This window comes from Mucilaginibacter sp. 14171R-50, assembly GCF_010093045.1.
Taxonomy (GTDB): domain Bacteria; phylum Bacteroidota; class Bacteroidia; order Sphingobacteriales; family Sphingobacteriaceae; genus Mucilaginibacter.
Genome location: NZ_CP048115.1, coordinates 425,790 through 446,186, shown reverse-complemented (window position 1 = coordinate 446,186; position 20,397 = coordinate 425,790). Strand labels below are relative to the sequence as shown.

At 44.9% G+C, this 20,397-nt stretch carries 23 protein-coding genes; 15 read left to right on the top strand and 8 right to left on the bottom strand.

The window, feature by feature from the left end; genetic code table 11:
• The first annotated feature begins 28 nt into the window (after positions 1–28).
• The 7 genes from infA to rplQ all read left to right on the top strand — a co-directional run bounded on the left by infA (position 29) and on the right by rplQ (position 3,979).
• On the top strand, positions 29–247 hold the full coding sequence (infA, locus tag GWR56_RS01985) for a translation initiation factor IF-1 (protein WP_022833270.1): 219 nt from the start codon (positions 29–31) through the stop codon (positions 245–247).
• A gap of 7 nt (positions 248–254) precedes the next feature.
• Positions 255–371: a 50S ribosomal protein L36 gene (gene rpmJ, locus GWR56_RS01980; RefSeq protein ID WP_082855993.1), complete on the top strand. Its 117-nt coding sequence runs from the start codon at positions 255–257 to the stop codon at positions 369–371.
• Positions 372–444: 73 nt separating this feature from the next.
• Positions 445–822 (top strand): 30S ribosomal protein S13, encoded by a 378-nt coding sequence (rpsM, locus tag GWR56_RS01975; RefSeq protein WP_162429507.1) that lies wholly within the window; start codon positions 445–447, stop codon positions 820–822.
• A 128-nt stretch (positions 823–950) separates the two neighbouring features.
• On the top strand, positions 951–1,340 hold the full coding sequence (gene rpsK / locus GWR56_RS01970; RefSeq protein ID WP_162429506.1) for a 30S ribosomal protein S11: 390 nt from the start codon (positions 951–953) through the stop codon (positions 1,338–1,340).
• A gap of 67 nt (positions 1,341–1,407) precedes the next feature.
• Complete coding sequence (rpsD, locus tag GWR56_RS01965) at positions 1,408–2,016, top strand: 30S ribosomal protein S4 (RefSeq protein WP_162429505.1); 609 nt, start codon at positions 1,408–1,410, stop codon at positions 2,014–2,016.
• A gap of 162 nt (positions 2,017–2,178) precedes the next feature.
• Positions 2,179–3,171: a DNA-directed RNA polymerase subunit alpha gene (locus tag GWR56_RS01960; RefSeq protein WP_129876212.1), complete on the top strand. Its 993-nt coding sequence runs from the start codon at positions 2,179–2,181 to the stop codon at positions 3,169–3,171.
• A gap of 190 nt (positions 3,172–3,361) precedes the next feature.
• A complete protein-coding gene (rplQ, locus tag GWR56_RS01955) occupies positions 3,362–3,979 on the top strand; it encodes a 50S ribosomal protein L17 (RefSeq protein WP_162429504.1) in 618 nt (205 codons plus the stop codon).
• A 52-nt stretch (positions 3,980–4,031) separates the two neighbouring features.
• On the opposite strand, the gene GWR56_RS01950 is transcribed toward rplQ, so the two are convergent.
• Positions 4,032–4,352 (bottom strand): hypothetical protein, encoded by a 321-nt coding sequence (locus GWR56_RS01950; protein WP_162429503.1) that lies wholly within the window; start codon positions 4,350–4,352, stop codon positions 4,032–4,034.
• Between the two features lie 84 nt (positions 4,353–4,436).
• Between GWR56_RS01950 and GWR56_RS01945 the strand changes: the two genes are divergently transcribed.
• Positions 4,437–6,173: a thiamine pyrophosphate-dependent enzyme gene (locus tag GWR56_RS01945; protein WP_162429502.1), complete on the top strand. Its 1,737-nt coding sequence runs from the start codon at positions 4,437–4,439 to the stop codon at positions 6,171–6,173.
• A gap of 19 nt (positions 6,174–6,192) precedes the next feature.
• Here GWR56_RS01945 and trxA read toward each other — a convergent pair whose 3' ends face one another.
• The 7 genes from trxA to GWR56_RS01910 form a co-directional block, all read right to left on the bottom strand.
• The gene (gene trxA, locus GWR56_RS01940) at positions 6,193–6,495 is read right to left on the bottom strand and encodes a thioredoxin (RefSeq protein ID WP_162429501.1); all 303 of its coding nucleotides are present in this window, start codon (positions 6,493–6,495) and stop codon (positions 6,193–6,195) included.
• Positions 6,496–6,706: 211 nt separating this feature from the next.
• Positions 6,707–7,582 (bottom strand): alpha/beta hydrolase, encoded by an 876-nt coding sequence (locus tag GWR56_RS01935; protein WP_162429500.1) that lies wholly within the window; start codon positions 7,580–7,582, stop codon positions 6,707–6,709.
• A 13-nt stretch (positions 7,583–7,595) separates the two neighbouring features.
• Entirely contained in the window at positions 7,596–8,594 is a 999-nt protein-coding gene (locus tag GWR56_RS01930; RefSeq protein ID WP_162429499.1) for an MBL fold metallo-hydrolase, read from the bottom strand.
• A 49-nt stretch (positions 8,595–8,643) separates the two neighbouring features.
• Positions 8,644–9,483 (bottom strand): S9 family peptidase, encoded by an 840-nt coding sequence (locus GWR56_RS01925; RefSeq protein ID WP_162429498.1) that lies wholly within the window; start codon positions 9,481–9,483, stop codon positions 8,644–8,646.
• 3 nt (positions 9,484–9,486) lie between these two features.
• On the bottom strand, positions 9,487–9,936 hold the full coding sequence (locus tag GWR56_RS01920) for an RDD family protein (protein WP_162429497.1): 450 nt from the start codon (positions 9,934–9,936) through the stop codon (positions 9,487–9,489).
• Between the two features lie 35 nt (positions 9,937–9,971).
• Positions 9,972–11,498, bottom strand: coding sequence for a bifunctional GNAT family N-acetyltransferase/carbon-nitrogen hydrolase family protein (locus GWR56_RS01915; protein WP_162433077.1), 1,527 nt, complete (start codon positions 11,496–11,498; stop codon positions 9,972–9,974).
• Positions 11,499–11,595: 97 nt separating this feature from the next.
• A complete protein-coding gene (locus tag GWR56_RS01910) occupies positions 11,596–11,982 on the bottom strand; it encodes a MauE/DoxX family redox-associated membrane protein (protein WP_238395285.1) in 387 nt (128 codons plus the stop codon).
• A gap of 155 nt (positions 11,983–12,137) precedes the next feature.
• On the opposite strand from GWR56_RS01910, the gene hemA reads away from it, so the two are divergent.
• The 7 genes from hemA (at position 12,138) to GWR56_RS01875 (ending at position 20,363) form a co-directional block, all read left to right on the top strand.
• Positions 12,138–13,364: a glutamyl-tRNA reductase gene (gene hemA / locus GWR56_RS01905; RefSeq protein WP_162429496.1), complete on the top strand. Its 1,227-nt coding sequence runs from the start codon at positions 12,138–12,140 to the stop codon at positions 13,362–13,364.
• A 768-nt stretch (positions 13,365–14,132) separates the two neighbouring features.
• On the top strand, positions 14,133–15,707 hold the full coding sequence (hemC, locus tag GWR56_RS01900) for a hydroxymethylbilane synthase (RefSeq protein ID WP_162429495.1): 1,575 nt from the start codon (positions 14,133–14,135) through the stop codon (positions 15,705–15,707).
• 102 nt (positions 15,708–15,809) lie between these two features.
• A complete protein-coding gene (gene hemB / locus GWR56_RS01895) occupies positions 15,810–16,781 on the top strand; it encodes a porphobilinogen synthase (RefSeq protein WP_162429494.1) in 972 nt (323 codons plus the stop codon).
• 89 nt (positions 16,782–16,870) lie between these two features.
• On the top strand, positions 16,871–18,181 hold the full coding sequence (hemL, locus tag GWR56_RS01890) for a glutamate-1-semialdehyde 2,1-aminomutase (protein ID WP_162429493.1): 1,311 nt from the start codon (positions 16,871–16,873) through the stop codon (positions 18,179–18,181).
• 58 nt (positions 18,182–18,239) lie between these two features.
• The gene (locus GWR56_RS01885; protein WP_162429492.1) at positions 18,240–19,115 is read left to right on the top strand and encodes a sensor histidine kinase KdpD; all 876 of its coding nucleotides are present in this window, start codon (positions 18,240–18,242) and stop codon (positions 19,113–19,115) included.
• Positions 19,116–19,127: 12 nt separating this feature from the next.
• On the top strand, positions 19,128–19,832 hold the full coding sequence (locus GWR56_RS01880; RefSeq protein WP_162429491.1) for a response regulator transcription factor: 705 nt from the start codon (positions 19,128–19,130) through the stop codon (positions 19,830–19,832).
• 6 nt (positions 19,833–19,838) lie between these two features.
• Positions 19,839–20,363 carry a tol-pal system YbgF family protein gene (locus GWR56_RS01875; RefSeq protein WP_162429490.1) on the top strand — a complete coding sequence of 175 codons (525 nt, stop codon included), beginning with the start codon at positions 19,839–19,841 and terminating at the stop codon, positions 20,361–20,363.
• Positions 20,364–20,397 lie beyond the last annotated feature (34 nt).

The window sequence follows — 20,397 nt, the reverse complement described above, 5'->3', positions numbered from 1 at the left end:
TGGATAATTAAGTAATAATCAGTAAAATATGGCAAAACAATCCTCGATTGAGCAAGATGGTACAATTCGCGAAGCATTGTCAAACGCAATGTTTAGAGTTGAACTTGAAAATGGCCACGAGATTATTGCACACATATCCGGTAAAATGCGGATGCACTACATCAAAATATTACCCGGCGACAGGGTTAAGTTGGAGATGAGCCCGTATGATTTAACAAAAGGAAGAATAACCTACAGATATAAATAACAACGAGATGAAAGTTAGAGCATCCATTAAAAAACGTAGTGTTGATTGCAAGATCATCCGCCGTAACGGGAAACTTTATGTGATAAACAAAAAGAATCCGAAGTTTAAGCAGCGTCAGGGATAATTAAAAAAGAAGAAATTGTAACCCGTACAACGGTGGCCCGCCGTTCGGTATTACTTAAAAACAACAAACAAATATGGCAAGGATCTCAGGTATTGATTTACCAAAAAATAAAAGAGGCGAAATAGGCTTAACCTATATCTACGGCATTGGCCGCTCTACCGCTCAGGATATTTTGAACCAGGCAGGTATCGACGTTAATATTAAAGTTCAGGATTGGACAGACGAGCAGTTAACTGCTATCCGTACCATCATAAACGATCAAATTAAGGTTGAAGGTGCTTTACGTTCAGAAGTACAGCTTAACATCAAACGTTTAATGGATATTGGCTGCTACCGTGGCACCCGTCATCGTAAAGGTTTACCATTACGTGGCCAGCGCACCAAAAACAACTCACGTACCCGTAAAGGAAAACGTAAAACAGTTGCTAACAAAAAGAAAGCTACTAAATAGTAAATAGTTGATTGGTGAGCGGTGGGTAGTTGATACTTTAAGCTTGCCAGGAATAATAAATTAGAAAACGATTAATGGGTCCGAGTTAGTCACTAACTCAGTAATTCATTAAATCAATAATTAAAAAAATGGCTAAAAGCAAAAAAGTTACCAAAAAGCGTATTGTTGTTATCGACGCTGTAGGCGAAGCACACATCAACGCAACTTTTAACAACATCATCATTACCCTTACCAACAAAAGCGGCCAGGCTATATCATGGTCGTCTGCAGGTAAAATGGGCTTTAAAGGTTCTAAAAAGAACACCCCTTACGCTGCCGGTCAGGCTGCTGCCGATTGCGGTAAAGTTGCTTACGACTTAGGTTTACGCAAAGTAGAGGTATTTGTTAAAGGTCCGGGTTCAGGCCGCGAGTCGGCAATACGTACCCTGCAAACCACAGGTATCGAAGTAACTACTATAAGAGACATTACACCGCTTCCGCACAATGGTTGCCGTCCGTCTAAACGTAGAAGAGTTTAATTCACTAAATTTTTAAAGCTAAGATTCGGCAGCTGCGGGCTGTTTGATACTTTAAAACACACAAATAATGGCAAGATATACAGGCCCCAAATCAAAAATTGCGCGCAGGTTCCGCGAACCGATCTTCGGTCCGGATAAAGCGTTAGAAAGAAAAAACTACGGACCAGGTATGCATGGCGCTTCTAAAAGAAGAGGAAAGCAATCTGAGTACGCGGTACAGTTGATGGAAAAACAAAAAGTTAAATACACTTACGGTGTATTAGAGCGCCAGTTCGAAAACTTATTCCATACAGCTTCTGCTAAAGAAGGTATCACCGGCGAAAACTTATTAAAGTTTTTAGAAGCACGTTTGGATAATGCAGTTTACCGTTTAGGTATTGCTCCTACACGTTCGGGTGCACGCCAGTTAGTAGGCCACAAACACATTACTGTAAACGGCAGCGTGGTAAACATCGCTTCGTACCAGCTTAAAGCCGGCGACGTTATTGCAGTACGCGAAAAATCAAAATCACTTGAAAGCATTACCAATTCGGTAGCTGGCCGTAAAGTAAATAAATATAGCTGGTTGGAGTGGAACGCTGATGAATTATCAGGTAAGTTCTTAAACTATCCAAACCGCGATGAGATTCCTGAGAACATCAAAGAGAACCTGATCGTCGAGTTATACTCTAAGTAAGATGTAAGAATTGAGATGTGAGATCTGAGACAAAATACGTGTCGCAGATTTCGCATTTTATGATAAACCAAAAAAGATGAAAGATTTACGATGAGTGATTTAATCTCATATCTCAGGTCTAACATCTCAAATCTATTAGTAAACAATAAATAAAAGATATAAATGGCAATTTTAGCATTTCAAAAACCAGACAAGGTTATCATGCAGAAATCAAATGATTTTGATGGCACGTTTGAGTTTCGTCCGTTAGAACCAGGCTTCGGTGTAACCATTGGTAATGCTCTGCGTCGTATCTTACTTTCTTCATTAGAAGGTTATGCAATTACATCTGTACGTTTTTCGGGTGTGATGCACGAGTTTTCGACCATCAAAGGTGTGGTTGAAGACGTAACCGAGATCATCCTGAACTTAAAACAAGTTCGTTTTAAAAAAACAGGTGAGTCGGGCGATAATGAGAAAATATTTGTGATCATTAACGGCCAGGATGCTTTTTCTGCAGGCGACATTACTAAGTTTTCGAACAACTTTACCGTATTGAACCCTGATCTTGTTATTTGTAACATGGATTCGTCAGTAACGCTTGAAGTTGAGCTTACTGTTGCTAAAGGCCGTGGTTACATCAGCAACGAGGAAAACAAAAACCCTGATGCTAACGTAGGCGTGATAGCTATCGATTCGATCTTCACACCTATCAAGAATGTAAAATATACGCTTGAAAACTATCGTGTAGAACAAAAAACGGATTACGAAAAACTGATCCTTGATATTTCTACAGATGGCTCTATTCATCCGGAGGATGCGTTGAAACAAGCCGCTAAGATCCTTATCCAGCACTTCATGCTGTTCTCTGACGAGAACATGATGCTTGAAGCACAGGCTAAAGAAGAAACTAAAGAAGTTGATGAGGAAATTTTGCACATGCGCAAGATCCTTAAAACCGAATTGGTTGATCTTGACCTGAGCGTACGCGCACTAAACTGCTTAAAAGCTGCAGATATCCGCAGCCTTGCAGACCTGGTATCGTACGATGTTGCTGATATGTTGAAATTCAGGAACTTTGGTAAAAAATCATTAACGGAGATTCAGGACCTGGTTAAATCAAAAGGCTTATCTTTTGGTATGAACCTGTCTAAATTTAAGTTGGACGAAGAATAATTTAGTGATAAGAGGTTAGAGATTAGTTAATCAGTCTTTAACCTCTTTTCATTTTTATACCATTGGTTGGAGACCACACAGTGACTAATCTCCGATCACTAATTAACAAGTCACTAAACATCGCGTAATTCCGCGGGCTTGACGAAACATCGCCGCCCAACGGTATGCACGTGCCACAACACAAAAACAAATGAGACACGGAAAAAAAGTTAATCACTTAGGCCGCACAGACAGCCACCGCAAAGCAATGCTGGCTAACATGGCCTCTTCGCTTATCCAACACAAGCGCATTACAACAACATTAGCAAAAGCAAAAGCTTTACGCGGATATGTTGAGCCACTTTTAACAAAATCAAAAAACGATACTACACACTCTCGCCGTACAGTGTTTAGCTATTTGCAAGACAAAGACACCGTGAACATCCTGTTCCGTGAAGTTGCCGAGAAAATTGCTAACCGCCCGGGTGGTTACACACGTATAGTTAAGTTAGAGAACCGTTTAGGCGATAACGCTGAAATGGCCATCATCGAGCTTGTTGATTACAACACTGTTTACGGTAAAGATGCTGAAGCTAAAACCGAGAAGAAATCAACACGTCGTCGTGGTGGTGCTTCTAAGGCTAAAGCTGCTGCTCCTGCTGCCGAAAAAGCTGCTGCTCCGGTAGCCGCCGAAGAAACAGTTGAAACTGCACCGGTTGCTGAAGCTGCGCCTGCTGTAGAAGAGACTGCACCTGCTGCAGAAGAAACTCCTTCAACTGAAGCTCCTGCAGCTGATGACAAGGAAGAAAATGCTGAAAAAGGCGAATAATCAACCATTCACCTCAAAGTATATAAAGCCCCCCGGATTTCGGAGGGCTTTTTTATTGGTCTATCGGCGCAAATTCTGCAAACATATTTGCCGTTTCGCTTAAAGTATTTAGCGGTACATAGGTGCATACAGCATCAAACTCGGCCCACATTTGGTGCACTACCTTGTTTTGATGCGCCAGCCGTATAGCATCTGCGGACAGCCATTCAAATATTTCTATAACGGTGCCGTTGCCGGTTTCTAACAATACCGGTTCCCGATCGGTCACCAAACCTTCCTGCCTCAAACGCGGCACGTGTGTACGCGCCAGTTGCTTCAGATCTTCTGCTTTTCCTGGTTTAGGTTGATATGCTACAATTACAACTCGTCCCATAGGTGATCAATTTTATATTAATTGTGAAATTATAAAACCCGCGCTGGCTTATACGGTTAAGATAAGTATAATAATTAACTTACTATGGCAAACGTAGCAGACCAGATGGTTGAGATGCTGGTGAACGCGGGCATTAAAAGGATATATGCTGTAACAGGCGATAGCTTAAACGAGGTTAACGACGCCGTAAGGCGCGAGGGCAGCATTCAATGGGTGCATGTACGGCACGAAGAAGCAGGCGCCTATGCAGCCGGTGCCGAGGCGCAATTAACCGGCACCCTGGCTTGTTGTGCCGGCAGCAGCGGCCCGGGCCACGTTCACCTGATCAACGGCCTGTACGATGCACACCGCTCAGGCGCGCCGGTTATAGCCATAGCATCAACCGTTGCCAGTTTTGAGTATGGTACCGAATATTTCCAGGAAACAAACACCATAAAATTATTTGACGATTGCAGCCTTTATAACCAGGTTGCTACTACGCCAAAACAATTTCCGCGGATGCTGCAGGCGGGCATACAGGCCGCGCTGCACCGCAAAGGCGTGGCGGTAATTGGTGTGCCCGGCGACCTGACCGCTATGGATGCCGAAGAAATAGCAACATCTACCCAAAACTTTAACCCAATTGCGGTAACCCGGCCAAATGATGATGACCTTGCCAGGCTTGCAGCATTGATCAATCAACATAAAAAAATTACCATTTTTTGTGGTATAGGGGCCGCCGATGCGCACGATGAAGTTTTGGCCTTATCGCAAAAGCTGAATGCGCCGGTGGCCTATTCTTTCCGCTCAAAAATGGATATCCAGTACGATAACCCCAACGAGGTAGGGATGACCGGCTTACTGGGCCTGCCTTCGGCATATCACAGTATGCATCAATCAGATCTGCTAATATTGTTAGGTACCGATTTCCCTTACACGCCTTTTATGCCTACCGACTGCAAAATAGTGCAGATAGATATAAAACCTGAGCGAATTGGCCGCCGGGCTAAGGTTGATGTGGGTTTAAGCGGCTCTGTTAAGAATACCCTGACAGCTTTGCTGCCCCTGGTTGACCGGCACGAGGATGACAGCTTTTTGAAAGCACAGCTGGATTTTTATGCCGACGTGCAGAAGAACATGAAGACCTACGTAGACGATAAGGGAAAGAAGGAAAATATCCATCCGGAATATATTGCCACCCTTATTGATGAACTGGCTGCTGCTGATGCTATATTCACGGTGGATACCGGCATGTCGTGCGTATGGGGGGCGCGTTATATCAATGCAACCGGCAAACGTAAAATGATAGGGTCGTTCAATCACGGCTCAATGGCTAACGCCATGCCGCAGGCAATAGGTGCCGCTTTAGCAATGCCGGGCAAGCAGGTAGTAGCTTTGTGCGGCGATGGAGGGATATCTATGCTGCTGGGCGATCTGGCTACCATAGCGCAGTACAAGCTACCCGTAAAAATAATTGTGTTTAACAACCGGTCGTTAGGGATGGTGAAGCTTGAAATGGAAGTGGCCGGTCTGCCCGACTGGCAGACCGATATGCACAACCCCGATTTTGCCATGGTTGCAAAAGCGATGGGGATTAAGGGGATAACCGTTACCGATCCTGATGAAGCCCGGCAGGCTTTAATTGAAGGATTGATATATAAAGGCCCGGCACTTATAAATATCATGACAGACCCTAACGCCCTGGCCATGCCGCCAAAAGTAGAACTGAGTCAGGTAAAAGGGATGGCCGTATCCATGACCAAGCTGATGCTAAACGGACGGATGGACGAGGTTGTTGATACCATTAAGGCCAATTATAAACATCTTAAAGATATCATATAAACATACGCTAAGGGCATGTTCAAGGCTTAATGTATTGCTTAATAACCTGCTGCAGCTGGCCGGCTTGTATAACGCCACTTTGTCGCCATTTACTTTCGCCGTTTTGGAAAATCATTAACGTGGGCACGCTTTGCACGCGGTAAGCATTGGCTGCCGCCGGGTTTTTATCGATATCGATTTTAATGATGGTGACCTTATCGCCCAGGGCATCTTTTACCTGTTTTAAAATTGGCGGCATCATTTTACAAGGCCCGCACCACTCCGCCGAAAAATCTACCAGCACAGGTTTTTCTGATGCTATAATTTCTTTAAAGTTTGCCATTGGTTTATCTCCTTTTGATAATAACGCTAAATAAGGGAATACGTTTTATGATGGAATTAAATTAAAGTTGTTGGCCGGTGCTATTTCCTCCCGCCGGGATGGTGCAGGGAGGAATGATATGAAATGCATTACACTAACCCCTCCCTGCTTCTACGCTGAGCCATCGCACCCCTCCCCAGAGAGGGAATTTAAATTGCGCACTTAACCGCTCTCAATGCAAAACTTTCTTGTGAAAGGGCTGCAATATGTTACTATCGGTTAGCCAGTCGGCCAGGCGCTGCGGCCAGTTGTTAATGGATCTTAACCTGCGTGTCATGCCCATGTTAAAAGCGTGGTCGCCTTTGGCATACATGTGCATCTCCACCGGTACACGCGCTTCGCGATAGCGTTGTAAAAGCTGGATGATAGGCAGCGAGCAGCAGGCATCATCATTTGCAGCTACCAGAAAAGCTATTGGCGAATCTGAGGGGATGCGCTCGGGCACGTAACCCGGGCCGGGGTAAACCTGCACTATAAAGTTTGGTTTGGCGCTTACGCGGTCTATCGGGTCGGCAGCTGCGGGGTCGCCTTTCCAGCCGCTAAAGGCAACCATATCAACCACTTCGCCGCCTGCCGAAAAGCCCATCATACCTATCCGGTTGGTATCGATGTTAAACTCGGCCGCCCGGCTGCGCACCAAACGCATGGCGCGGTAAGCATCCTGTTTGGGGTGTATATCAACCTTGTAAGGCGATAGGCTATCGCGCCCTAAACGATACTTAAGTATAAAAACGGTTACTCCGAGGTCATTGTAAAATTTTGCCGGCGCCACGCCCTCGGAGTTATAAACTAACAACCTGTGGCCGCCTCCGGGGCAAATGATCACCGCGGCCCCGTTTGCCTTATCGGCGGGCGGGGCATATACCGTTAACGATGGGTTATGAATATTCTTTACCCAGTAATCTTTAGCCTGTTCAGGTTCGTTGCGGCGGTTTTCAAAACCGGGCGCCCCCTTTGGCCATAAGGGAATAACCGTTTGTGCATGCACTGCAAGGGTGCATAACATCAACATAACCAAGCTTGTGCAAAATGATGACAGCGTTTTCATAATGCAATTTAAGCTATTTGCTCATAAAACGCTTCCACCATTCAGAATTATATGGGCCATCTGGTTCGGTAGGCTTTCCAGGCTCGGGCATAAACAGCGCAATGCCTTTTTCGCCGGCCAGGTTTAATAACCTTTCGGCTGGCTCGTACCAGGCGTGTGGTGCAAGATTAAAGGTGCCCCAGTGCAATGGCATCATTAGCTTGCCTTTAAGGGCAAGGTGCGCGTTGGTGGCATTGTCAGGCCCCATGTGTATATCCGGCCAGTACTTACCGTAGGCACCAATTTCAAGCATGGTTAAATCAAACGGACCAAAAGCGTCACCAATACCTGCAAACCCGGGGAACCAACCTGAATCGGCACCAAAAAATATATTATGCCCCGGGCCCTTTATCACGAATGAGGCCCATAAGGTCTCGTTACGATTGAAAATGCCGCGCCCCGAAAAATGCCTGGCCGGTGTGGCCGTGATATTGCAATTGCCTATCATCACACTATCACCCCAGTCTACTTCATTAATATAGTTTTTTAGTATACCCCAGCTTTCCAGATAGTTACAAACCCCTATAGGGGTAATAAAAGGAATTGGTTTGCCTGCAAAGAAACTTATAGTTGCTTTGTCAAGATGGTCATAATGATCGTGCGAAATGATCACCGCATCTAACGGGGGCAGGTCTTGAAGCGCAATTGGCGGCTGAAAGAAGCGCCTTGGCCCAAATGCCTGTGTAAATGAAACCCGCTGGCTCCAAACAGGGTCGGTTAAAATACGGATACCGTCAATTTCTATCAATAAGCTGGAATGGCCAGCCCATGTTATGCGCAGGCCCTTTTCAGGGAGCGTTTGATATACTGATACATCTGTATTGAACGGGCCTAACGGAATTTTAGGGGTATTCTCGGCCGTGTTATTTGCGTATTCACGCATTATAGGTATTAGATTGCCGAACCCACCACTATCAGTAGGGATGGGGTTTTGAAATTTTCTTCCTTTTTTTGTTGCTCCGGCTAATTTCATAAGATATTATAAATGCTGATAGTTATGGTAATGAAATATTAAAACTGCTTTAAACGCCCTGTTTTTTTAAAAAGGCTACAGCTATATCGCAACAAGCCAACAGGCTTACCGGCAATTGCGGTTCAGTATACGGGTGCACAGCCCCAAAAGTATGGTCGGCACCAGGGATGATCACAAACTCAGCATTGGGCTGCGCAGCGTGTAACTGTTGGGCGTGGCTCAAAGGCACGCTGGTATCGGCATCCCCATGTATAATAAGCCAGGGTTGCGCAACCTGGGCGGCTTTAGCTTGTATATCAAGCCTTTTGGGGTTAGCATCCAGGTCATGTAGCAACGACGATTTATAAGGCATATTTTGCCCCGTACGCGCGTTTTTCATATACATTACGCCTTGAAGGCGCCATTGCCTTTCTGCTTCTTTTGGCCAAAGGTTATAAAAGCTGGATATAGCGGCCATGGTAACCAGTTTCTTGATACGGGCATCTTCGGCCGTTTTAATGATGCTGATGCCGCCGCCCATGCTGTGCCCTATCAGGTAAACGCTGTTTACACGGGCGATAGCCGAGCCCCCACAGGCAAAATCGATAACCGATTTAAGGTCTTCCAGTTCGATACTGAACGTGTTGTCTCCAAAAGCTATCAGGTCGGCAAACTCGGTAGGGTTATCGGCCGTAGTACCATTATGCGAAAAGTTGAATTTTAAAAAGCGAAAGCCATTTTCGGCGAAATATTTTGCAACCAGGTTATGCGCGCCCCAATCTTTAAACCCCCTTATGCCATGGGCAAAAATTACCAGCGGCGCATAAGGCTGTAAGGTATCGTACGTTATATCGGCGGTCATCCCACGGCCTTTGGCACCGGGAATAGTGTAGTGTTGCTTAACGATCATGATTTAAAAGGTTACTTCTTTTTCGGTAATGTCTGTTGTCTTTACAACAACTGTACCTGCCCAAAGGTCGCCTAATCTTTGATGTTTAGGCGTTTTTGAAATGCAAATTAGAGCAGGAATTCCATATATGAAAATATCTATTGGATCTAACAGACGTCTTTTAAAAGCTGTTGATAAAGATGGTTTAGCAGCACCGTCAGTTACAACTTTTAATTTAACGATATCATGTCCCGGCGTTGCATGCACTGACTCTAATACAACAAAGTACAGAAACCAAATAATTATAAGCGGAAGCATCATCATGCCGGTTACAGTAGCGTTCCCTGGTTCAGGGTTTTCATCAAACGCACTAATATATATGGTGTAAAAAATAAAATAGACGCTGTAATCAATTAGCGTGGCTATGATTCGTAATTTAATGTATGGCTTAGGCGTAATGGTATAAAATTTCATTAATAACAATTATACATGCAATGTATGAAATGCTATTATATTTTCTTCCCGTTAAAAGTTATACCGTAAAGATCCGTCCTTCGGTCCTTTAAATTTTGCACGCTGCCATATTCATGTAATTCGCCCAGGGTAGATAGATCTACATCCGCTATCACGATCATTTCGCTGTTTGGTGTGGCCTCCGACTGGATGCCGTTGGTCGGGAACCCAAAATCGGAAGGGGTGAACACAGCCGACTGCGCATAAGAAATATCCATATTGTTAACATTGGGCAGGTTACCTACACAACCGGCGATAGCTACATAGCACTCGTTTTCTACAGCGCGCGCCTGCGCGCAAAACTTAACACGGTTATAGCCGTTCTGTGTATCGGTTAAGAACGGCACAAATAATATCTGCATATCCTGCCCGGCTAATACGCGCCCTAATTCCGGAAACTCAACATCATAACATATCAGTATACCTATCCGCCCGGCATCAGTATCAAAAACTTTCAGGTCGTTACCTCCGCGCATCCCCCATGAATTGATCTCGGAAGGAGTAGGATGTATTTTTACGCTCTCCTCCATGCTGCCATTACGCCTGAAAAGGTATGATACATTATAAAGCGAATCATCCTCAATTTTAGGCATGCTGCCGGCTATAATGTTCACGTTGTATGAAACGGCCAGTTTTGTAAAAGCCTCGGTAATGGGTTGGGTATACTTTGCCAGTTCGCGCATGGCTTTGGCGGCATCCATATGGTTGTACTCGGCCATTAGCGGCGTGTTGAACAACTCAGGGAACAATACAAAATCCGACTGGTAGTCGCTCACGGCATCTACAAAATACTCGGCATGTTTCATTAGTTCGCTGATGTTATTATACGGGCGCATTTGCCATTGTACCAAACCAATACGCACCACGGTTTTTTGATTGATAACCGAGCTTATTTCTTCGTAGTAAACGTTGTTCCATTCTATCAGGGTTGCAAAGCCTTTTGAACGGTTATCCTCGGGCAGGTAATTGCGCAGTATTTTACGCACGTGGAAATCGTTTGATAACTGGAACGACAGTGTAGGGTCGAATATCTCTTTATACTTTACCTTATCTATATATTGTTTTGGCGTAAGGTCGTTCTGAAATTTTTGATAGTTAGGGATGCGGCCCCCGGCAATAATGCTTTTTAGGTTCAGCTTTTCGCACAGGGCTTTACGGGCTTCGTATAAGCGGCGGGCCAGGCGCAGGCCGCGATATTTGGGATGTACAAAAATTTCTATGCCGTACAGTACGTCGCCTTTGTCATCGTGGGTTTTAAAGGTGCCGTTACCGGTTATCTGTTTATAGGTGTGGGTGTCGCCAAACTTGCCGTAATCAACAATGATAGAAAGCGCGCAGCCAACCACCTCGCCATTTACGGTAACACAAATTTGTCCTTCGGGGAAAAGCTTGATGAGCTTTCTGATAGAGGCGGCGTCCCAATGGTCTTCGTCCATATCCAGGTAAGCCGATTTCATCGACTTTTTTAACTCCTGGTAATCTTGTACTTCAAGGTTACGTAATTCTATACTTTGCAGATCCATTTTTCTGTAACCCGTTTTCAGGCGGAATGTTTGTATAAAGCCGAAAGTCGTAAGTTTCAAGTCGGATTTAATTAACTATACACTTAAGGCTAAATACTTACGACTTAGAATGCCACCAGGCCCAGAACATCAGCACCGGTTGTAAAAGCAACCTTACCCAGGCTATTGCCGGGGTAACCGTAAGGCTGCCCAGATTAACAGGTGCATTTATGATCATGCTGATATGTACCGGCAAAAAGGCCCCCAGCATGAGTATGATACCCCACGAAGCAATTTTACGGGTTTTGGGTGATATCAGCATAAGCGCAAATGCGATCTCAAAAACACCTGCCAACACATTGGCGATAATGGGGTAAGGGATATAAGCGGGGATTATTCTATAATATGATTGTGGGTTATAAAAATGATTGGCACCGGCTGCCAAATAGCCGGCTATCAAAATTACGAGGCTGATTTTTTTAAGATTTTTTATTTTTTTGCTCATATCTGCCTTCTAAAACAATAATATTATAATATTGGTGGCTTTATTTTTAAAAGACCGCTTAATTTATAATCATTCTAAATGCGCCTGTTTGACATATCCTTGACATTGCATCTTAATTGGTGTGCTACTTTTGTTGGGTCAAAAAATAAACTGCTTTGAAGTACTTAAAAGTTATTGCTTTTACACATAAACAGATTGAGCTGAAGGAATTGGGACGATTGGTGATATGCCAGGAAAATCTGACCACTAAGCTTCAAGAGGTTAAAGCACGTTTTGGTATTGACGAGTTATTTTACCTGGGTACCTGCAACCGTGTAGAGTTTGTAATGTCGACACAACAGGTAATTGACAAGGCTTTTGCCCACCAGTTTTTGGAGACATTGCAAATGGGCCTTTGCCCGCACTCTACAAGTACTTTCCTTGATGCGGCGTCGATCTACGAAGGGCAGGATGCGATGAACCATTTGTTGCGCACATCATGCTCGTTGGAGAGCCTGATAGTTGGCGAAAAAGAAATTTTAGCCCAGTTGCGTAAAGCTTACGAAGATTGCAGGGCGGCAGGGCTAACCGGCGATTGTTTGCGTGTGGTAATGGATTGTGTGGTAAAAACAGCCAAAGAAGTTTATACCCATACCAATATCTCAAAAAACCCTATTTCGGTAGTGTCGTTGGCTTACCGTAAGTTAAAAGATCTTAAGCTTTGCTCTAATGCCCGTATATTGATCATCGGAGCAGGCGAAACCAACCGCAATATTTCAAAATATCTTCAAAAGCATAAGTTCTCTAACTTTTCTGTATTTAACCGTACGCTTGAAAAAGCACAGCAGTTGGCTGCCGATCTGGGCGGCGAGGCTTTTGAGCTTTCCGAGTTGAAAAACTACAAAAAAGGGTTTGATGCTATTATCACCTGCACATCGGCGGTTGAACCCATTATCACCCCTGAAATTTACGCGTCGTTGCTAAACGGCGATACCGATAAAAAAACAATTGTCGACCTGGCTATCCCGAACGACACATCTCCTGTAGTATTAGAGCAGTTTGATGTAAATTTTATTGAGGTACACAGCCTTAACGAAATTGCTAAAAAGAACCTGCAGGAACGCTACCAGGAACTGGTGCACGCCGAAGCCATTATAGATCAGAACATCGCCGAGTTTATGGTGATGTTGAAGCAGCGCAAAATTGAGCTGGCCATGCGCCAGGTGCCTGAAAAGATCAAGGAAATACGCAATAATGCCGTAAACACCGTTTTTGCACAGGAAGTTCAAAGCCTTGATAAAGAATCGCGCGAGATACTGGAGAAGGTGATGAACTACATGGAGAAAAAGTATATCAGCGTGCCCATGATCATGGCAAAGGATATACTGATCAATAATAAATAAAGATTTTCCTGAAAACTACGCTGTCGCGAATTTAGCAGCGTAAATCGTGGTATAGCCTAAGGTAAGCTTTCAGCTTACCCCACTAAATCATCAAAATAATATCAATCAACCCTTTCCCGCCTGCATAATCCCGTGTGCTGTGAAGTTAGTTCTCCGTTAGGGCTGGCTGTACGCAATATGATCGTTAGTGGATGTTACTTTCTTTTCTCTCAAAAGAAAGTGACCAAAGAAAAGTCGCGGCTGCGTCCTGTTCTGTGAAAGGTTCTGCCGAGGCAATGCCTGTACTACCCGAACAGGCCAATGCCGCAGTTTGGCGGTGTCGTTAGGGCAGTACTTTTTGTAACGATTTATTTTTTTTCCTTCCCCGTCAGCAAAACAGCTTCGGCCGAAAGTGGGCAGAACGATCATGGCCTTGAGCGCGGCAGGGGCATAGCAATACTTGCCTGAAGCGCATGGCTAAGTGCGAACGAAGTTGAGGCAAGATTTTGCAGCCCGTGGTTCTGCATGCTTTGCAGGGCAAGGCCATGTGCGGCAAAGAAGCCTTTTTGCTGACTTGATTTTTGGTTACTTTGTATCAAGACAAAGTAACAGCCCTCCGCGGCAATTGAGCGGACTGACGTTTCATGAAAGCACAAACGGTTCTCTCGCTGTTGGCATAGGTAAGCTTACCACACTAAAACAATAATAGTCAGCCCACTCTCATATCCTTAATTAATACTATATTACTGTGCATAAAAATTTAAATTTGTGCTGTAAAAATTTATCCCTTTGGACAGAACAGTAATAATAGGAACGCGTGGCAGCGAATTAGCTTTATGGCAGGCAAACTTTGTAAAGGACAGCCTGGCCGCGATAAACATTACCGCCGAACTTAAGATTATAAAAACACAGGGCGACCGCATCCTCAACCTGAGCTTTGATAAGCTGGAAGGCAAAGGCTTTTTTACCAAGGAATTAGAAGAAGAATTATTGGCAGGCACTATAGATATTGCCGTGCATTCGCACAAGGACCTGCCAACAGAAAACCCTCCGGGACTCATCATCGCAGCAGTTTCAGAACGGGAAGACCCGGCTGAACTGTTGTTGATCTTGAAGGACTGTGTGGATGTCCGTCAAAAGCTATCCGTAAAGTTTGGTGGTATGGTGGGTACATCATCCAACCGGCGCAAGGCCCAGCTACTGGCCGTACGGCCCGATCTGGAGATAGAAGAATTGCGCGGCAATGTGCCAACCCGCATAGGCAAACTGCGCGACGAAAAATATGATGCCATTATGCTGGCCAAAGCAGGTGTATCCCGTTTAGGTATCGACCTGAGCGAGTTTCATGTAGAGGAGCTGACGCCAACCGAATTTATCCCCGCACCGGCGCAAGGGGTATTGGCTATCCAGATACGCGAGAGCAATACAGCGTTATTTGAGGCGTTACAGGCATTGCATCACCCCGAAGTTGCCGAACAGTTGGCCCTGGAGCGCGGTGTATTAAAAATGTTTGGTGGTGGCTGCCATTTACCGCTGGGTGTTTACTGCCGGCGCGACGATGGCAAGTTCCAGGTGTTTACATCAAAGGCCGAAGATGCTGAGGATTTTCCCGACAGATATTTTATTGAGAGTGATACCCTGGACGGTGTGGCTGATAAAATAGTAAGCCGTTTTGCAAAAGACAGAAAATTCCCTAATAAAGTGTTTATTTCCCGGGATATTTCGGAAACCAGCTATTTCCGCAAGGCGTTACAGAAACATAAAATAGAAATTGAAGCGCGGTCGCTTATCCGCACCGTGCCCGTTATTACCCGTTTTGATTCATATATCTTAAAAAATATCGAATGGGTATTTTTTACCAGCAAGAACGCGGTAGAGTACTTTTTTAAACTATCCCCGCAATTTCCGAAAAAGGTAAAATTTGGGGTGATGGGTGCCGGCAGCGAAGATATGCTGCGGCGCAATGGCCATTTTGCCGATTTTGTTGGCGAAAGTAACGACACGGCCGATGTAGCCGCCGACTTTGCCGAAATGGCCAACGGTACAACAATATTGTTCCCGGGGGCTGATAACCCCATGAGGAGTATACATCAGGGCCTGTCGGCCGAAACAAAGATAATTGACCTGCCCGTTTACGAAACCGTGCTGGAGGAGGACGTAGAGCCAAGTGGTGCCGATGTGATGGTGTTTACCAGCCCAAGTAACGTAGAAGCCTACTTTGCCGATAACCTGCTGGAACCCGGGCAAAAGGTGATAGCCATTGGTAAATCAACCGGTAAAAAGTTTGATGAGATGGGGGTAAAATATACCCTGCCTTTCTCTCCCGACGAAGTTGGGCTGGCAGAGGCAGTGTTTGGAATATAAATGTTCATTAGTTCATTTGCTCATTAGTTCATTGGTGCTGCTTTCATAGCCCGCTTTCAAAACTAATAAACCAGTGAACTAATGAACCAATGAACTAAAGAGATGCTACAACGACCAAGACGAAATAGAAAAAGTGAAGTTATCCGCCAGATGGTGCAGGAAACGCATGTTAGCGCGGCTAACCTGATATTCCCGCTGTTTATTGTGGATGGCGAAAACCAAAAAACCGAAGTGGCATCAATGCCCGGCATCTTCAGGTATTCGATAGATAATTTGCTGCGCGAGGTAGAAAGTTGCCTTAAGCTGGGTTTAAGCGCTTTCGACCTGTTCCCCAATATAGAAGAATCTTTAAAAGATAAATATGCCACCGAAAGCCACCGAGATGAAAGCCTTTACCTGCGCGCCATCCGTGCGGTAAAAAAGGAATTCCCGGAAGCTTGCGTAATTACCGACGTAGCGATGGACCCGTACAGCAGCGACGGCCATGATGGCGTCGTTGAAAATGGCGAGATATTAAATGATGAAACCCTGGAGATCTTAGGCAAAATGGCGTTGGCCCATGCCCGCAGCGGGGCAGATATTATTGCCCCATCAGACATGATGGACGGCCGTGTAGGATATATCCGCAAGGTGCTGGACGATAACGGCTTTAAAGGCGTATCTATCATGTCGTATTCGGCAAAGTATGCCAGCGCGTTTTACGGCCCGTTTAGGGACGCATTAAATTCAGCCCCGAAATTCGGTGATAAAAAAACCTACCAGATGAACCCTGCTAATCAGCGCGAGGCCTTAATAGAGGCCCGTTTGGATGAGGCCGAAGGAGCGGATTTCCTGATGGTGAAACCAGCCCTTTCATACCTGGATGTTATTAAACTGATAAAAGACGATACCGAGCTGCCCGTTGCTGCCTATAACGTAAGCGGCGAGTATGCCATGATAAAAGCCGCCATACAAAAAGGCTGGCTGAACGAGCAGCGCGCTATAACCGAAGTGCTTACCAGCATCCGCCGTGCAGGCGCCAGCGCGATATTAACCTATCACGCTAAAGAGGTGCTGCTGAATAAGTGGCTTTGATGAGCTGAAAGCTTAAGGTAAAAAGCCAAAAGCAAACTCCATTAAAAGGCTTTGAGCTTTATGCTTTCAGCTTTTAGCAATAATAAAAAATGCAAGTAAAAGATATTAGCAGAGCAAGATCTGCAGAACTGTACGAAAAAGCAAAGACCTATTTTCCGGGTGGGGTAAACTCGCCGGTACGGGCGTTTAAATCTGTTTACGGTACGCCGCTTTTTATCGAAAAAGGCGACGGCAGCCATATTTGGGATGCCGACGGTAACGAGTTTATTGATTTTTGCTGCTCATGGGGGCCGCTTATTTTGGGTCACAACCATGCGGCCGTTCGCGAAAAGGTAACCGAGGTAATGCAGAAAGGTATGTCTTTCGGTGCGCCTACGGCGTTGGAGAACGAACTGGCGGAACTTATCCTCGGCAATAATAAATTCATTCAAAAAATACGGTTTGTAAGCTCGGGCACCGAAGCGGTAATGTCGGCCATCAGGCTGGCAAGGGGCTACACCAAGCGCGATAAGATCTTAAAATTTGAAGGCTGCTATCATGGCCACTCGGACAGTCTTTTAGTTAAGGCGGGCTCGGGCCTGGTAACCTTCGGCGAGACCTCGTCTGCAGGCGTACCAAAGGCTTTTGCTGATGAAACGATAGTAGTGTCGTTAAATGATAAAAAAGCCCTGCAGGAGGCCTTTGATGAGTTTAGGGGGCAAATTGCAGCGGTTATCATCGAGCCTGTGCCTGCTAACAACGGCTTGTTGCTGCAAACGCAGGATTATTTAAATTACCTGCGCCAGATCTGTACCGATAACGGCACCATGCTGATCTTTGATGAGGTGATCTCGGGTTTCCGTGTGGGATTTGAAGGCGCGGCTGCTTATTATGGCATCCAGCCGGATATCATTACTTATGGTAAGATCATCGGCGGCGGTTTGCCTGTTGGGGCTTACGGTGCATCGGCACAGGTGATGGATCATGTATCCCCCGTAGGCTCAGTTTACCAGGCGGGTACCTTATCAGGAAATCCGGTTGCTATGGCAGCCGGTATCGCCCAATTAAGCGAGCTGTTAAAACCTGGTTTTTACGATGATCTGCATGCAAAAACCGCGGGTTTTGTAAAAGATATACAGGATTTTGTGGCTGAACGTGCATATCAATTCAAGGTGTTCACCATTGGATCGATATTTTGGTTTGCATTTACTGATAAAGAAACTATCACAACCGCAGAAGATATCGACCCGGCCAGCATGGCCAAATTTAAAGAAATGCACCGCGAACTGATCAATAGGGGCATTTATTTAGGTCCGTCGGGCTACGAGGTTGGCTTTATATCGGCCGCCCACACACAAGCCGATTTAGAAACAACAAAAACAGCTATATTTGATAGTCTGGATATTGTATTTGGAAAATAAGTTTGCAGTTGCCGGGTAGCAGTTTACTAAATAACTGCCAACCGCAAATTGAGAAGTTATGAAAAAGACACTCGTAATATTTTATGCCATCATTATTTATGCGGTTGCCGAACTGATATGGTGGGGGTATATGCTGGTACATCTTAATCCAAGCCGTAAGGGGATGATCATGGGCGAGGGCATGATGTTCATCACCGTTTTTTTGATCGGGGCGTATTTTTTACATCAATCGCTTAACCGCGAAGCCAAGCTGCAGGAGCAGAAAAAGAACTTCCTGCTTTCAGTAACGCACGAGCTGAAGTCGCCGCTGGCATCTATAAAAATATTATTGCAGACCATTCAAAAGCGCGACCTGACAAAAGTGCAGATATTGAACTTTATCGATAAGTCGTTACTTGATGTAGAGCGCCTGGATGATATGGTAGAGAACATGCTGCTTGCATCAAAAATTGATAACCGCTCATACACCTTTCCGAAGGCAAAATTCAACCTGTCGGTTTTGGTTGATAGCATTGTTAACCGCTTGCAAATAAGCAAGTGCGATTGCAACCAGCAGATCATAAATGCCGAGATCGAGCCTAAAATAGAGATAACAGGCGATAAGTTTGCCTTAACATCGGTGGTTACCAACCTGGTAGAGAACGCTGTAAAATATTCCAGCCCCTGCGAAACTGTTAATGTCAGGCTGTTTGAGAAAGAGGGTAAAGTTTACTTTCAGGTGGCAGACCATGGCATAGGTATTGCGGATAGTGAAAAGTCACGCATCTTTGATAAATTTTATCGTGTAGGCAGCGAAGATACACGCAATACAAAAGGGACAGGCTTGGGTTTATACATTGTTAAAGAGGTATTAGATAAACACCAGGCCAGTATAAAAGTTAAAGACAACCGCCCTGCCGGCAGCGTATTTGAAGTAGTATTTGCATTAACCTAAACAATAGCGACCATGCTGAACAAAAAAAGAATTTTATTAGCCGAAGACGAAGAGCATTTATTAGAGGCCATTAAATTAAACCTCGAGCTGGAGGGGTATAAAGTTTCTACAGCGAATAACGGTAAAAAAGCCCTTCAGATTTTTAAGGAAGAGCGATTTAACCTGGTAATACTGGATGTGATGATGCCCGAAATAGACGGCTTTGTGGTTGCGGAAACCATAAGGCTTGAAAACTCTGAGGTGCCTATTATGTTCCTTACCGCAAAAAACACCAACGAGGATAAGATATCGGGCCTGAAAAAGGGCGCAGATGACTATCTGACCAAGCCGTTTAACCTGGAAGAGTTGATCCTTCGTGTTAACAACCTGGTAAAACGCAGCCTGAAAGGCGACGACCTGAAAGAATTCAACAGTTACAAGATAGGCGACAAAACCATCCATTTTAACTCTTTTGAACTGGTTAACGGCGACGAAAGTATTACACCGCTTACCAAAAAGGAAACTATGCTGCTGAAATTGCTGATAGAGCGCCGTAACGAGGCGGTATCGCGTGAGCAGATATTGGAAACCGTTTGGAATTACGACGTGTATCCGTCAACCCGCACTATCGATAACTTTATCCTGACGTTCCGTAAGTACTTTGAACCGGACCCTAAAAACCCGGTTTATTTCCACTCGATACGGGGTGTAGGTTATAAATTTACAGACAATCACTAATACTGCATGTTTACAAACAGGGCCAGGATATTAGTAGCGGGGATGTTTATAGTTTTAATGGCGGTAGCCATTAAGTACCAGGCTTACCAGTTAGCTGCTTTAGCCCTGATGTTTATAGCGCTGCTGATATGGGGCTACTTTAAACAGGGAACTATTGTATTGGCGGCTAAGGCTTTTCACCAGAAGGATTACGATAAAGCCGAAGATTTATTAAAGCAGGTTCCGAAACCCGAATGGCTGAGTAAAAAACGCCGGGGTTTTTACGAGTTTATATATGGGGGCATATGCCTGCAAAAGCGCGCATATACCGAAGCCGAACAGCATTATGAATTAGCCGCATTATACCCCTTGCGCAGCGCTAACGACCATGTAGCGGCGTTGGTACATGTAGCCAATATTAACGTGCGAAACGGGAATTACGAAAAAGCAAGGATTTACCTGCAGCTTACCGAAAAACATAAAGATAATATAACCGCCAAAATGAAGGATGTGATCTGGAAAGTTGAGCAGGAATTAAACAAAAACAAATAAAGAGGCAAGATAATAAGAGTCAAGAACCAAGATT

Coding starts and splice junctions, on each gene's coding strand:
- infA (WP_022833270.1), top strand. CDS start 29: ATGGCAAAACAATCCTCGATTGAGCAAGATGGTACAATTCGCGAAGCA.
- rpmJ (WP_082855993.1), top strand. CDS start 255: ATGAAAGTTAGAGCATCCATTAAAAAACGTAGTGTTGATTGCAAGATC.
- rpsM (WP_162429507.1), top strand. CDS start 445: ATGGCAAGGATCTCAGGTATTGATTTACCAAAAAATAAAAGAGGCGAA.
- rpsK (WP_162429506.1), top strand. CDS start 951: ATGGCTAAAAGCAAAAAAGTTACCAAAAAGCGTATTGTTGTTATCGAC.
- rpsD (WP_162429505.1), top strand. CDS start 1,408: ATGGCAAGATATACAGGCCCCAAATCAAAAATTGCGCGCAGGTTCCGC.
- GWR56_RS01960 (WP_129876212.1), top strand. CDS start 2,179: ATGGCAATTTTAGCATTTCAAAAACCAGACAAGGTTATCATGCAGAAA.
- rplQ (WP_162429504.1), top strand. CDS start 3,362: ATGAGACACGGAAAAAAAGTTAATCACTTAGGCCGCACAGACAGCCAC.
- GWR56_RS01950 (WP_162429503.1), bottom strand. CDS start 4,352: ATGGGACGAGTTGTAATTGTAGCATATCAACCTAAACCAGGAAAAGCA.
- GWR56_RS01945 (WP_162429502.1), top strand. CDS start 4,437: ATGGCAAACGTAGCAGACCAGATGGTTGAGATGCTGGTGAACGCGGGC.
- trxA (WP_162429501.1), bottom strand. CDS start 6,495: ATGGCAAACTTTAAAGAAATTATAGCATCAGAAAAACCTGTGCTGGTA.
- GWR56_RS01935 (WP_162429500.1), bottom strand. CDS start 7,582: ATGAAAACGCTGTCATCATTTTGCACAAGCTTGGTTATGTTGATGTTA.
- GWR56_RS01930 (WP_162429499.1), bottom strand. CDS start 8,594: ATGAAATTAGCCGGAGCAACAAAAAAAGGAAGAAAATTTCAAAACCCC.
- GWR56_RS01925 (WP_162429498.1), bottom strand. CDS start 9,483: ATGATCGTTAAGCAACACTACACTATTCCCGGTGCCAAAGGCCGTGGG.
- GWR56_RS01920 (WP_162429497.1), bottom strand. CDS start 9,936: ATGAAATTTTATACCATTACGCCTAAGCCATACATTAAATTACGAATC.
- GWR56_RS01915 (WP_162433077.1), bottom strand. CDS start 11,498: ATGGATCTGCAAAGTATAGAATTACGTAACCTTGAAGTACAAGATTAC.
- GWR56_RS01910 (WP_238395285.1), bottom strand. CDS start 11,982: ATGAGCAAAAAAATAAAAAATCTTAAAAAAATCAGCCTCGTAATTTTG.
- hemB (WP_162429494.1), top strand. CDS start 15,810: ATGCTACAACGACCAAGACGAAATAGAAAAAGTGAAGTTATCCGCCAG.
- hemL (WP_162429493.1), top strand. CDS start 16,871: ATGCAAGTAAAAGATATTAGCAGAGCAAGATCTGCAGAACTGTACGAA.
- GWR56_RS01885 (WP_162429492.1), top strand. CDS start 18,240: ATGAAAAAGACACTCGTAATATTTTATGCCATCATTATTTATGCGGTT.
- GWR56_RS01880 (WP_162429491.1), top strand. CDS start 19,128: ATGCTGAACAAAAAAAGAATTTTATTAGCCGAAGACGAAGAGCATTTA.
- GWR56_RS01875 (WP_162429490.1), top strand. CDS start 19,839: ATGTTTACAAACAGGGCCAGGATATTAGTAGCGGGGATGTTTATAGTT.